The sequence below is a fragment of the Streptococcus mitis genome (genome assembly GCF_946188585.1).
GTDB classification, from domain to species: domain Bacteria; phylum Bacillota; class Bacilli; order Lactobacillales; family Streptococcaceae; genus Streptococcus; species Streptococcus mitis_DG.
The window spans coordinates 144,665-157,534 of sequence record NZ_CAMHVI010000001.1; the positions used below are offsets into that span (position 1 = coordinate 144,665).

Genomic DNA, 12,870 nt, shown 5'->3' on the forward strand with positions numbered 1-12,870 from the left:
TAGTTTCGCATACAATGATGAATTTTGTCAAGTTCTAATCAAAAAGAGCCTGAAATTCACTTTCAGGACTCTCCTCTTATTTAATCTTTTCTTCTTCGTAGTCGCCATTACTACAAACAACCTGCTTGCCACCACCACGAACTTTTTTCTCCATGAGGAAGTTGCCACATTTTGGACAGTCACGACCAACAGGCTTGTCCCAAGAAGTAAATTCACAGTCTGGATAGCGATTGCAACCATAGAAGAGGCGGTTACGCTTGGTTTTACGTTCAATGATTTGTCCCTGATGACAACTTGGACACTCAACACCGATTTCTTTCACGATTGCTTGGGTATGACGGCAATCTGGGAAATTGCTACAAGCGTAGAACTTACCAAAACGACCAAGTTTAATGACCATTGGACTGCCACACACTTCACAGTCAAATCCAGCTGGTTCATCCTTGATTTGGATTTTTTCCATTTCTTCTTCAGCCTTGGCAACTTCTTTAGAGAATGGTTTGTAAAAGGCATCAATGACACGTTGCCACTGCTCTTTCCCAACTTCGACATCATCCAGTTTGCCTTCCATTTCAGCTGTAAAGGTCACGTTTACGATATCTGGGAAATATTCAACGATGAGCTTGTTAACAATTTCTCCCAACTCTGTTGGTTCAAAACGTTTGGCTGCAAGGCGAACATAGTAACGTTTCTGAATGGTTTCAATGGTTGGTGCATAGGTTGATGGACGTCCAACCCCATTTTCCTCCAAGGTCTTGATCAAGGTCGCTTCAGAATAGCGAGCAGGCGGTTGTGTGAAATGTTGCTCTGGTTTGCTATTGACCTGCTTGACCATATCTCCAACAGTCATATCTGGTAACATCTTATTCTTGTCAGAATCGTTATAAATAGCAAGATAACCATCAAACTTAACCTGACTACCATTAGCAGCAAATTGGACCCCATTTTGAGACAATTTAACAGCCATGGTATCAAAGACTGCAGCTGTCATCTGGCTCGCCACAAAACGATTCCAGATAAGGGTATAAAGCTTAAGCTGATCCTTGTCCAGATACTTAGCGATGCTTTCCGGTGTATTGAAGACGCTAGACGGACGAATTGCCTCGTGGGCATCCTGAGCTCCAGAAGCATTTTTGACCTTGCTACCATGCTTAGAATACTTGCTACCAAAACGGTCCGTAATGAAACTTGCTGCTTCGTTCTGCGCTACTGGACTGATACGAGTCGAATCGGTACGCATATAGGTAATCAAACCTTGGACACCAGAACCGATATTAATTCCTTCATAGAGCTGTTGGGCAACCATCATGGTTTTTCGAGTACGGAAATTGATTTTATTGGCAGCATCCATCTGCATAGATGAAGTAGTATAAGGTAAAGGAGCATTGCGTTTGCGCTCTTTCTTATCTACCTGATCCACTGAAAAGTCTTTACTAGTCAGACGAGACAATACTTCCTTAACTTCGTCATTGCTAGTCAGTTTCAGCTTTTTACCATCTACTCCATAGAAGGAAGCCTGGAATTGCTTGGTTTCCTTTTTAAAGACGCCATCAATTGTCCAGTATTCCTCTGGCTGGAAAGCATTGATTTCATTCTCACGGTCAATGATAAGTTTAAGGGCAATAGACTGTACTCGCCCTGCTGACAAGCCCTTCTTAACCTTTTTCCATAAAATAGGCGAAATCGAATAGCCTACCAAGCGGTCCAAGACACGACGAGCCTGTTGGGCATCAACCAAGTCCATATCAATCTTGCGTGGTTCTTTAAATGCATTTTTGACTGCGTCCTTGGTGATTTCATTGAAGACCACACGGTTGGCATCATTTTCATCCAAGTTGAGGATATGGGCCAAATGCCAAGAAATCGCTTCTCCTTCACGGTCCGGGTCACTCGCCAGAAAGACTTTATTAGCTTTTTTAGCTTCTTTTTTCAAGTCATTAATGAGAGGACCTTTTCCTCGGATATTGATATATTGCGGTTCATAATTATTTTCAATATCAACGGACATACTGGATTTCTTCAAATCCCGAATATGCCCGACACTGGCTAAAACCTTGTAATTTCTGCCTAGATATTTTTCAATCGTTTTCGCCTTAGCAGGCGACTCCACGATTACTAGATTTTTTTTAACTGTTGATTTTTTCTTTTTTGTTGCCGTAGCCACAGTATCACACCTTTTCAAAGTAATAAACTTTATAAAGTGTAAACCATTTTGCCATAACTGTCAAGACTTAGCTCCTATATATAGAAGAAAAGTTTGTCCAGTAAGCGAAATTTCGTCTTAAAATTCAAATTCCGCAAGAACATCCTGCCCACTTGTGACCAATTTTGCCCCTTCTTGGATCAAATGATGGCAACCGTCTGATAATCCATCTAAAATGCTACCTGGAATAGCAAAGACATCGCGCCCTTCTTCCATTGCTCGCTCACAGGTAATAAGACTACCTGAGCGCATCTTAGCCTCTGCTACAATCACACCACGGCAAAGTCCAGCAATGATGCGATTACGGGCAGGAAAATGAAATTTCAGAGGTTGTTCGCCAGGTCCATACTCACTGAGAACCAGATGGTCATTGCTGATGTAGTCTTGCAAACGTTTATTGGCTTTAGGATAAAATACATCCAGACCTGTTCCAATCACTGCAATGGTTTTTCCGCCATTCTGAAGAGCTGCCATATGAGCTGCTGTGTCAATGCCCTTGGCTAATCCACTGACGATAACCAGTTCATTTTCCAAGCCTTGAATGACTTTTTCAACTGACTTAGCTCCCTGTTTGCTACAAGCACGACTCCCCACAACCGCTACCTTAGGAAATTTCAAGAGTTCAAGATTGCCCTTATAAAATAAAAGCACAGGTGCATCGTATATTTCACTCAAATCCCAAGGGTAACAGTCATCTAAAATAGAGAAAGATGGAAATTTTTGAAACTCCTTCTCCAAATGCTTATCGTCTATCTGAAAATAACGTTCCATAAAGACAGCTGGATTTCGGCAACCTGATATATCTGCAATATCACCTAACAACAGTTCTTGATCAACATTTTCACCGTATTCTAGAACTTTCAAAATTTGTTGATTGGTCAAACCTGATTTTTTTAACTTATAGATTTCATAATTTGTGATTTTCATAAATAGCTCCATTTCTTTTTCTACTCATCTATTTATTCGTAAAAAATCAAAAAACATCCGACTATTTTAGTCAGATGTTGGAATCTTTAATTTTCATTTTTAAGAATTTCTTCCAATTTATGATAATCTTGGACACTGTCAATTTCATAGATGCTGTTGCCTTCTAATTCTTCAACATAGACATCTAGTTCTTTGATATTATCCTTAACCATATTATCCCAATAGAGGTCAACAAATTCACCACTTGCATAAGCCTTGTCGATAAAGCTGACAATCTTTTCTGCAGTTGGAGCATCCCAGAAGGATACACCACTCAGGATACGACCAGCTTTGCTATCAACAATAATGTCTTGAACCTTGTAGTCATCTCCATAGACCAAGAACCATTCGTTGGTACAATCTTCACGATAAACACTAAAATAAGTAGAACGTGTCAAATCATTGCGGAACATATTTTTAAAGAGATAATTATCGGCATCGATAACGTAACTGTTAGCTAATTCTTCTTTTACAAGATAGAGAGAGTAAAAGTTATTGTAGTCAGCGTATTTATCATTGAAAACGAGGCGAACACCATATTTTTCTTTTAAGTAATCAAATTGTTCTTTAAGGTAACCAACAATGATGATGATATCATGGATACCTTTTTCTTTTAAAAACTCAATTTGGTATTCAATCAAAGGTTTTTGATTAACCTTAACCAAGGCTTTAGGGGTATTTTCAGTCATAGGACGCAAGCGAGTTCCCAATCCCGCTGCTAAGATGATGGCTTTCACACGAATCTCCTTTATTCTTTAATAATAATATAAACTCCAGCAATGACGACAAGTGACGTAATAATTGTCAGCATATCTAGTGGTGCACCCAAGAAAATAACTGCAAACAAGACAGTCCAGACTACATAGCTCACGTTCAAGCCTGTAGCCTTGGCTGGTTGTAAGCGATTGATAGCGATATAATAAGCCAAGTAGGAAATCATATCAAAGGCTGCAAAGACAATCATAAGACCTAACAATTGTCCATTAGCTACTTCTGCAAATGACTGATGAGAGAAGAGCACAATCACAAGATAGGACAAGAATGAAGTCACTTGACGGATTAAGAGGGCTTCGATTTCACTTAATTCACTTTCCATAGCAAAAGAGCTAAGGACACTTTCACTCCCCCATGCAATGGCACAAACCAAAGCACAGAGAATCCCAATGTAGAAGGAATTGACCTGTTCAACCTTATAGGTCTGGGCAATAATTCCTGCAATAATCAAGATAATCCCAAACACAGTATTTTTCGAAATCTTGTGCTTCAAAAAGAAGAAAGCCAATAAAACTGAAATCGCAGGGTAAATAGCTGATACAGATGAAGCTAAAGAACTTCCGATATACTTAACTGCATAAAGATTGGCCTGCATACCGATAGGGCCTGCTAGTAAGGCTCCGATGATAACACTAACATTGCGAATATTTAAGAAAATTGAGAGACGAACTTTTCCTTCTTTTACCAAGAGAAAAGCTAGTAAGATAAAGATACTCAAGAAATCATGAGCAGCGGCTACCACAAAGGGTGACAAATCTGTAAAAATCGAAAAGATATAAGCACTGATCGTTAGACCTAACCCCCAGAAAATACCTGAGAGTAGACCAAAAGAAACTCCATTTTTATTTTTCATCAGAACCTCCATAATAAGCTAGACCTTTAACAGCTCTTTGGTAACGATTCACACCATAATCACCAAAATCTGCACCTTGCTCTTCCTTATAGACTGTCCATAGACTCCAAATAGCATCTTGCAAAATTTTATAAATGGCAATCTTTTCACGAGAGACAGGTGTTTGTTCACTCTCATAGTGAGATAAGAAAGCTTCTTCCTCTTGGTGAGTGAATTCGGACTCTAAAAAGAGGGCAGCCAAATCCCACATTGGATCGTTCATTGATGAATATTCCCAGTCAATTAGATAAAGTCGTCCTTGAGGTGATTCGATAAAGTTTTCAGGCACCAAATCGATATGACAAGATTTTCTGTCAACACCTAAGTCAGCCAGTCTTTTCTCTAAAGAGAAGACTTCTTCTCTAACTGCTTCATAGTTGGCATAAGGGATTTTCTCTTCAATCAAGGATTCGTATTTTTTGATTTCTTCAAACGGAGCAAATTCTCCTCTTAATTCCTTGCCAGAAGCATGAATAGTTTGTAATATTGGAGCAATTTTATCAAATTTGGTCTTGATCGACGTTGAATCCAGCGTAATCGCAGATTCGATATACTCATTAACTTTGATACCAGCTTCAATATCAAAAAGATAATTTTTTACATCTAAGTCTAAATCCTTTAGTAGTTCAAGATTATACTTTTCATCTTGACGATTGATCAGCTTTTCTGTCCCTTTACCAAAAAACTTAACAATGTATTGCTTATTTGTTGTTTTGGCCAAATAGTTTTGATTGGTCATTCCCCCCAGTTGTTCAACACTGAGGACTTCCTCTTCTTGACTAAGTAAGGAAGAAATTTTTTCTTTAATGATTTTCTCCACAATTAACCTCCAGCACCTATACTTCCCACTTAAACACTGTTTTAAAGGCTGTGTTTAAATCGGTCGCAAAGACACGGTGAATATCTTTAATTTCTCTTACAGGTTCTTCTAGATAAAGGATATTTTTAAGACGATTGGCAAATTTCTTGACTTCCATCATTTGGATTGCATTTCCAAAATCGATGCGACCAGAACGAGAGGAACCAACCAAGAGCAAACCTTTTTCTAAGGCATCGCGTGTATTGAGATTGACTTTATACTCACTAACTCCCATCATGAGAATCGTTCCCTGAGGACGAATGTAGCGAATCAAGTCATTAATAGCTGGTCCAGTACCATCACCACCACAACACTCAAAAGCATGGTCAAAGGCCAAATCTTCAGGAATATTATCAGTAATATAGCATTCCTTGGCAAAAGAGAAGAGTTCCAACTTTTCCCAATGACGACCAATAACCACAATCTCTGCTTCTGGTAGAGTATAGTTGATAATATTGGCAACCACAAAAGCTAAACTTCCATCTCCGATGACGGCGATTCGATCCCGCTTGCTATGAGCAAGAGTCAATAGACGATTCATGGCATGCATACCGACACTGACAAACTCTGTAATCGCTGCAACCGTATCTTCAATAGCATCATAAGCCACCACACGGTCTTTAGGGAGAGAAACAAACTCTCGCATAAAGCCATCAAATCCACTAGACAAGAAATGGGTCCCTGTCATGTAGTTTTCATAGAATTCTTCATCACTCTCCATAGGAGGCTGATTGGGAATCATAACAACTTTTTGACCAACCTCGTAGGTTCCTGTCGGGTCAGAAATAACGGTTCCACATGACTCGTGAATCATTGCCATTGGAAGTTTTTTATTCAAAATCTTCGGATCACGTTTTCCTTGGTAGTAACGCTGATCCGCATGACAGACCGCCATATAATTAGGGCGGATGAGGATATGATTCTCTTGGTCAATAGCCTCTTCCTGATATTTGACATTGATAAACTTAGGCTTTGTTAGTTGGTAAATTTGATTAATCATTTTATTACTCTTCCTCAATCATGCTTTTTGCAATCTTCAAATCTGTTACTGTAGTAATTTTCAGATTTGAATATTCACCCTTAGCCAAGGCTACATCTTTTCCTTTGATTACAAAGATTTTACATGCATCTGTTAAGATTTCTTTCTCTTCGGCAGAGAGAGAACCGTAAAGATCCATGAAGTCCTTGCAACGGAATGTTTGAGGTGTTTGTCCTTGATAGAGGTGAGCACGATTTGGAATATCTGTAATAAATTGACTGTTAGTACTTTCAACGATAGTATCAACCGCTTCTACCACTGTGTCTACTGCGTCATGATTTTGAGCAAGTTTGATATTGTCCTGAATCATGCGAAGCGTAATAAATGGACGAACAGAATCGTGTGTAACAACGATATCCTCTGGCGTAAGCGGACGATAAGCATCAATGGCTTCAATGATTTTTTCAATACTCGTATTGCGGTCAGCACCACCTTTTGTAATGATGATACGGTCCTTATGAAGAGGTAGATATTTATCTACAAGATCCTCTGCATGGGAAACCCAGTCTCCATGAACCCCAACCACAATTTTTTCAATACTTGGTTCCAAGACAAATTTTTCAATTGTATGAATCAAAATAGGTCGATCACCTAGCTCTAAAAATTGTTTTGGCAAATTACTGATTCCCATACGTGTGCCAGTTCCACCGGCAAGAATTCCTGCATAAATCATCTATTTTCTCCTTTGTCTTACTAAAAAAACTTATTCTCTCTATTATACCACAATCTACTCCTATCATAAAAGAAATACTAGTCATCCCGTTCTAGAATAGGAGGATTAAGCAGTTCCATTATTCAAAGAAACTAGTCCATTTCTAGTAGTGACTAGGAATTCAATAGTCATTACTAATAAATGGCTGTGAAATTTTAGAGTTCTTCAGAATAATATAGTTTTCTTAAAGAAAGCTTAAATTTATATTTTCTTAATACAAGAAAAAGCTAGGAAATGATAAATGTCCAATAGAGACACACTTCCTAACTTCTTATTTTTAGTAAAACTCACCAGTCTTAATCTTTCTTATCTTGATTTTCAGTTCCTTTAACTGCTTTTTTAAATTCAGACAGCATTTTACCGATTGACTCTCCTAGTTCAGGCAATCGCTTTGGTCCAAAAATCAAGAGAGCTCCTAAAACGATGATAATTAATCCTGGTGCTCCGATATCACGTAAGATTCCCATTTCTCTCTCCTTTCTGCTTGCGTTTCATAATGTGTTTGATGATAGCAATACTCAATTCATAGAGTAATATCAAGGGGGCAGTCATTGCCAAATCGCTGACAAAGTCAGCTGGTGTCAAGATGACTGCGAGTACCAATAAAATAAAATAAGCATATCGACGATAAGCAATCAATAATTCTGGTCCAATGAGTCCAATTGACGTCAAAAAGGCAATGATAACTGGCAATTCAAAAATCAGAGCCAAGGGCAAGGTCGTTTGAAAAACAAAGGACAGATAATTTTGAGCTGTTAACTGTGTTTCAAATAGTCCTTCTCCTAGCCCTAATAAAACCTGAAGTAAGGCTGGTGTTACAAAGTAAAAACCAAAAGCCAGTCCAACTAGAAAACAAAGGAAACTAGCTGGAATATAGGCAAAAATTGCTCTAGCTTCTTCCTTTCTTAAACCAGGTTTGATGAAAGACCAAATATGATAAACTGTATAAGGTAGGGTGATGGTAAAGGCCATCAGACTAGCCAAACGTATGTATATCCATAAAATATCATTAGGACCTAAAACAATCAACTTTTGCTGAAAAGATTGGGTCACATACTGGTAAATCTGGTCTGCAAAAAGCAGAGAAACACAGAATACCAAAAAGAAACAAATGACTACTGCCAATAATCTCTTTCTAAATTCTACCAGATGTTCAACGATTGTCAATTCTTTTCTATCCATCTATTTTTCACCCTGTCTGAAAGTGACAATCAAAACGATAACAACAAATATTAGCTGGCTAACCAAACCTTCCCAACTTGGATAAATTCCAAGCAGATCGATTGTTGGAAATCCTGTCAGCAAGTGGTTAGGTGCCATATTGTTCAACTGAAGAGCATGGACACTAACCCCAAGCATCTTGAAAGCCAGAGCATAAATCATCCAAGTCAGGATAAAGAAGACCTTATGTGGCAGAAAGAATTGACTGGCCTTGTTCATCACGATGGCAATAACTACCAGAACCAGCAAGGCAAGTGAAATTCCCAAGACAAATTCAAAACTGGAAATTCTTGGTAAAATCCCAACATAAAAAAGAATGGTTTCTGCTCCCTCACGGAAAACAGCTAGAAAACTGAGGGCAAACATGGAAATGAAAGAACCTGTTTTAGTCACTGTTTCCATTTGCGACTCCATAAAGGCATTCCATTTTTTGACAGAAGATTTGCTGTGGAGCCAGATTCCAATCACAATCATCATAGCAACTGCAAAAATCCCAACTGCTCCTTCGATGATTTCACGATTGGAGCCTGATGTAACTGCTGGAAAGGCAATTTGCAGGATGAAAGCAATGACCAGACTGGCCATGATTCCTGTGATAGCACCACCATAAACCCACTTGAGGCCTTTTCGCAACTTGGCTGCTTTCAAGGTCGTTACCAAGGTCATAACGATTAAGAGAGCTTCTACTCCTTCTCTCAAGAGGATCAGCATGGCATCAAAGGCATTGTAACGTGCGCTAGTATCAATCTGTGATAAATCTGCAATCAGTTTTTCTAATTTTTCTTGGTAGTCCTTCTCACTTCCCTTGACCATAATCACAGGGCTTTCACTCTCCACTCTAATATAGAGGGATGGATTGGTCGTGCTAACAGAACCCTCAATCGTTGGCCAGATAGTGATGAATTCCTTCATATTGGCTGCTCCTGATGCTTGGTCACCAGCTTGGAATTGTTCCAAAGCCTTCTTCAAAAGGGCAATGCCGTCTTTGAGACTCAAATCAGAAGATGTTGCTACTACTTCTTTTCCGCTTACAAAATCATCAATAGCCTTTTTTAAGTCCTCAAAGGAAGTCTGGATCGAGTTAAAATCTGTAGGCTCGGTTTCCATGCTACTACGTAGGAAGGAAATAGCTGTTTCAACACGTCCATAATGGGCCGTACTATTGTCACGAACCACACTTTCATTGATAGTCCAAGTGGAATTCATTTTCTTAAAGGCTTCTCGCACTTTTTCCAAATCTTTGGAGGCAATGGCCTGCTCCAATGCTTCAAAACGAGGACTTAGACGGTTCACCAATTTTTCCTTTTCCGCATCTAAGTCAACAGGATTTTGTTCTTTTTCAAAGGCTAATAAGGCTGAAGAAAGTTGAGTGAGTTTGTCTTCAGTAATCTCTCCTGATTGTACTAACTTTTCCTTAACGACTTTACCAGCCTCAGAATTACTGTCTTTTACTCTTTCAAAGTCTGATGCCATCTCTGCAACGAGTTTCTGTGCTTCAGACTGATTGCCATTTTTAACCGCTTTGGACGCATCTGTGATTTTCACAAAGTAAGAACTTAGACTCTCTTGGGCACCTACTGGGGAAAGAATTAAAAATAACAAAGCTAAAACCAAGAACCAGCTTCTAGCCTTCCAATAATTTCTGACCAATGTAGCCTCCTTTCTCCACACCACCAAAGCAAGCAAAGAGTCCACTACCGATGTGAGTGATATATTCATTCATCTTATCAGTAGCACCTAGATTGGTTTGAACCTTGACAAAGTTATCAGGATCCTTCTGGAAAGAAATGAAGAGCAGACCCGTATCAAACTGGCCAGTCTTTTCATCAATCCCATCTGAGTAAGAATAAGAACGACGTAAAAGGGGCTTGTCCACTTCCTTGGCTAAACGAACATGCGAATCATCTGGCAAAAGACTCAAATCCACTTCATCAAACTCGTTCTTCTTACCAAAGGGGGCACCACTTTCCTTGTAACGACCAAAAGTATTTTCTTGTTCTTCAAGACTAGTGCGGTCCCAGGTCTCTAAAAACATCTGAATCCGACGCACTGCCATATAAGAACCATTTTCCATCCAGTCCTTACTATCAGCCCAGATAACGCGGTCAAAGTCTTGCTCCTTGGTTGGATTTGCTGTTCCATCTTTAAAACCAAAGAGGTTACGCGGAGTCTCCATTCGATCTCCGATAGCTGCAAATCCAGACTGACTCCAACGAAGGGTCACTGCATTTCTTCCCTTACGGATGAGATTGCGAATGGCATGAAAGGCAACCTGCTCATCATCTGCACAAGCCTGAATCACAATATCCCCACCAGTATATTTTTCACGCAATTGCTCCTTAGGAAAAGGCGGTAAATCCCTGAACACTTGAGGACGCTTGTTCTCCAAGTTCATCTTTTTCAAGAAACTTGCAGACACACCAAAAGTCAGCGTTAGACGATGAGGGTTAAGCCCGACTGTCTCACCAGTATCGCTTGGAGGCAAGAGAGCATTCTGGCCATCTTTTTTGACCAGTTCCCCTTCAACCAACTTGGCACTATAATCCGTCCAATCCTTGAATAGTTGGATAATCTTATCTCTATCCGTCGTATGTAGGTCCAAGACAACAAAATAGATATTCTTTTGCATGGGCGTACTAATCCCAGCTTGATGCTTGCCATAAAAAGCAATTTTTTCATTTCCGTACGAGATTTTTTCCTGACTTCCTAGCTTAGGTGCGAAAAAAGCAGAAGCACCAGAGAGTCCTAGCGCTAAACCAGCCCCTCCAATCCCTGCTTTTTTTAGAAATTCTCGACGGTCCATTTTCTTCTCAAAAAACTTTTCGTCTTTTTCAGTCATGACTCTTACTCTCCACTAAGAAATTTACCCATTTGCGATAGAGGTTCACCAAGTTTTGTCACAGCTTCTGACAATTCTTTGGTGTCTTCTTTTGTCAAATCTGTATAAAGCTTGTAGTGTTCCTTGTCGGTCATGTGTTTGTCCAACAAACTATTAACAGACTTGAAATCTGCTTCCAATTCTTTAACTAGATTAGCGTCTGATTTTTCAAGCAAAGGTTTAAAGAGTTGGAAAATCTTCTCAGCTCCCTCGATATTGGCACGGAAGTCATACAAGTCTGTATGAGAATAAATTTCCTCTTCCCCTGTAATCTTGCTTGTCGCTACTTCATTGAGCAAGTCAACCGCCCCAGTCAACATAACCTTGTAGTCCACATCCACAGTTGCAATCTTGGCTTTCAATTCCTTGATATCATTGACCAACTGATCGCCATAGCTTTCAGTTCCTTTAGTGGTATTGTCTTCCCAAAGGATACGCTCAATACGGTGGAAACCTGACCATCCTTCTTCTGTCTTGTTTTCGTCCATGTAGTCTGCCAAACGGAAGTCAATCTTGACATCTGACTCACCAAAACTCTCGGCAATCGGTTCTGAACGCTCATAAGACATACGAATCAATGGATAAACCTTCTTAGCTTCTTCTAGTTTTCCTTCTTTCAAAAGTTTGACAAACACTTCCGTATCTGTCAACAGTTTATCGATTTGCTCTTGCACAAAAGTCTTATAGTCAGCTGTGGCCTTATCAAGCATTTTCTGCTTGTCTTCAGACAAGGCTGTCACCTTAGACGAATCACTCGTATTGCTTGGCTTAGATTGGTTGTTAGCACAAGCTGTTAATAGCAAGGCTGAAGATAAAAGGACAAAACCTAGTTTTTTCATTGTGTACTCCTATTGGTTCAGGAAACCTGAATTAATTTTACGTTTCATTATACCATGTTTTCACTCATTTTTCAATAAATTTTCAGACAATTTAATGTTGAGTAATTTATACTAATAATAGACTTTTAACCTCAAAATTGATAAAATAAAAAGGAAAATAATTGGAAAAGGAAACTATATATCACCATGATGAACATGCAAAACATGATGCGCCAAGCGCAAAAACTTCAAAAACAAATGGAACAAAGTCAAGCTGAACTTGCGGCTATGCAATTTGTCGGCAAATCTGCTCAAGACCTTGTCCAAGCGACCTTAACTGGTGACAAAAAAGTTGTCAGCATTGACTTCAATCCAGCTGTCGTTGACCCAGAAGATCTTGAAACTCTTTCAGATATGACTGTTCAAGCTATCAACTCAGCTCTTGAACAAATCGATGAAACGACTAAGAAAAAATTAGGTGCTTTCGCTGGGAAATTGCCATTCTGAG

At 39.3% G+C, this 12,870-nt stretch carries 13 protein-coding genes; 1 reads left to right on the forward strand and 12 read right to left on the reverse strand.

Features of this window, described 5'->3' with window-relative positions; all coding sequences use genetic code 11:
• Nucleotides 1-76 precede the first annotated feature (76 nt).
• From topA to efeO, 12 genes are all read right to left on the reverse strand, one after another.
• Entirely contained in the window at nt 77-2,164 is a 2,088-nt protein-coding gene (gene topA, locus N8M66_RS00710; RefSeq protein ID WP_261044995.1) for a type I DNA topoisomerase, read from the reverse strand.
• A gap of 117 nt (nt 2,165-2,281) precedes the next feature.
• Complete coding sequence (gene dprA, locus N8M66_RS00715; RefSeq protein ID WP_261044996.1) at nt 2,282-3,130, reverse strand: DNA-processing protein DprA; 849 nt, start codon at nt 3,128-3,130, stop codon at nt 2,282-2,284.
• 86 nt (nt 3,131-3,216) lie between these two features.
• Entirely contained in the window at nt 3,217-3,906 is a 690-nt protein-coding gene (locus N8M66_RS00720) for a sugar phosphate nucleotidyltransferase (protein WP_261044997.1), read from the reverse strand.
• An 11-nt stretch (nt 3,907-3,917) separates the two neighbouring features.
• Nucleotides 3,918-4,796: a DMT family transporter gene (locus tag N8M66_RS00725; protein ID WP_125415806.1), complete on the reverse strand. Its 879-nt coding sequence runs from the start codon at nt 4,794-4,796 to the stop codon at nt 3,918-3,920.
• Nucleotides 4,786-5,655 carry a choline kinase LicA gene (licA, locus tag N8M66_RS00730; RefSeq protein WP_261044999.1) on the reverse strand — a complete coding sequence of 290 codons (870 nt, stop codon included), beginning with the start codon at nt 5,653-5,655 and terminating at the stop codon, nt 4,786-4,788. The genes N8M66_RS00725 and licA overlap by 11 nt, the downstream gene beginning before the upstream one ends.
• A gap of 16 nt (nt 5,656-5,671) precedes the next feature.
• On the reverse strand, nt 5,672-6,694 hold the full coding sequence (locus N8M66_RS00735) for a ribitol-5-phosphate dehydrogenase (protein WP_261045001.1): 1,023 nt from the start codon (nt 6,692-6,694) through the stop codon (nt 5,672-5,674).
• Nucleotides 6,695-6,698: 4 nt separating this feature from the next.
• The gene (locus N8M66_RS00740) at nt 6,699-7,406 is read right to left on the reverse strand and encodes a 2-C-methyl-D-erythritol 4-phosphate cytidylyltransferase (protein WP_261045002.1); all 708 of its coding nucleotides are present in this window, start codon (nt 7,404-7,406) and stop codon (nt 6,699-6,701) included.
• Between the two features lie 335 nt (nt 7,407-7,741).
• On the reverse strand, nt 7,742-7,912 hold the full coding sequence (tatA, locus tag N8M66_RS00745) for a twin-arginine translocase TatA/TatE family subunit (protein ID WP_020902402.1): 171 nt from the start codon (nt 7,910-7,912) through the stop codon (nt 7,742-7,744).
• Nucleotides 7,896-8,627 (reverse strand): twin-arginine translocase subunit TatC, encoded by a 732-nt coding sequence (tatC, locus tag N8M66_RS00750; protein WP_261045004.1) that lies wholly within the window; start codon nt 8,625-8,627, stop codon nt 7,896-7,898. Before tatC ends, tatA begins: the two co-directional genes overlap by 17 nt.
• A complete protein-coding gene (locus N8M66_RS00755; RefSeq protein ID WP_261045005.1) occupies nt 8,628-10,316 on the reverse strand; it encodes an FTR1 family protein in 1,689 nt (562 codons plus the stop codon).
• A complete protein-coding gene (gene efeB / locus N8M66_RS00760) occupies nt 10,291-11,505 on the reverse strand; it encodes an iron uptake transporter deferrochelatase/peroxidase subunit (protein WP_000136411.1) in 1,215 nt (404 codons plus the stop codon). The genes N8M66_RS00755 and efeB overlap by 26 nt, the downstream gene beginning before the upstream one ends.
• Nucleotides 11,506-11,510: 5 nt before the next feature.
• Nucleotides 11,511-12,383, reverse strand: a complete 873-nt coding sequence (gene efeO, locus N8M66_RS00765) for an iron uptake system protein EfeO (RefSeq protein ID WP_261045007.1) — start codon at nt 12,381-12,383, stop codon at nt 11,511-11,513.
• Nucleotides 12,384-12,569: 186 nt separating this feature from the next.
• Between efeO and N8M66_RS00770 the strand changes: the two genes are divergently transcribed.
• A complete protein-coding gene (locus tag N8M66_RS00770; RefSeq protein ID WP_000981526.1) occupies nt 12,570-12,869 on the forward strand; it encodes a YbaB/EbfC family nucleoid-associated protein in 300 nt (99 codons plus the stop codon).
• Nucleotide 12,870: the final 1 nt, after the last annotated feature.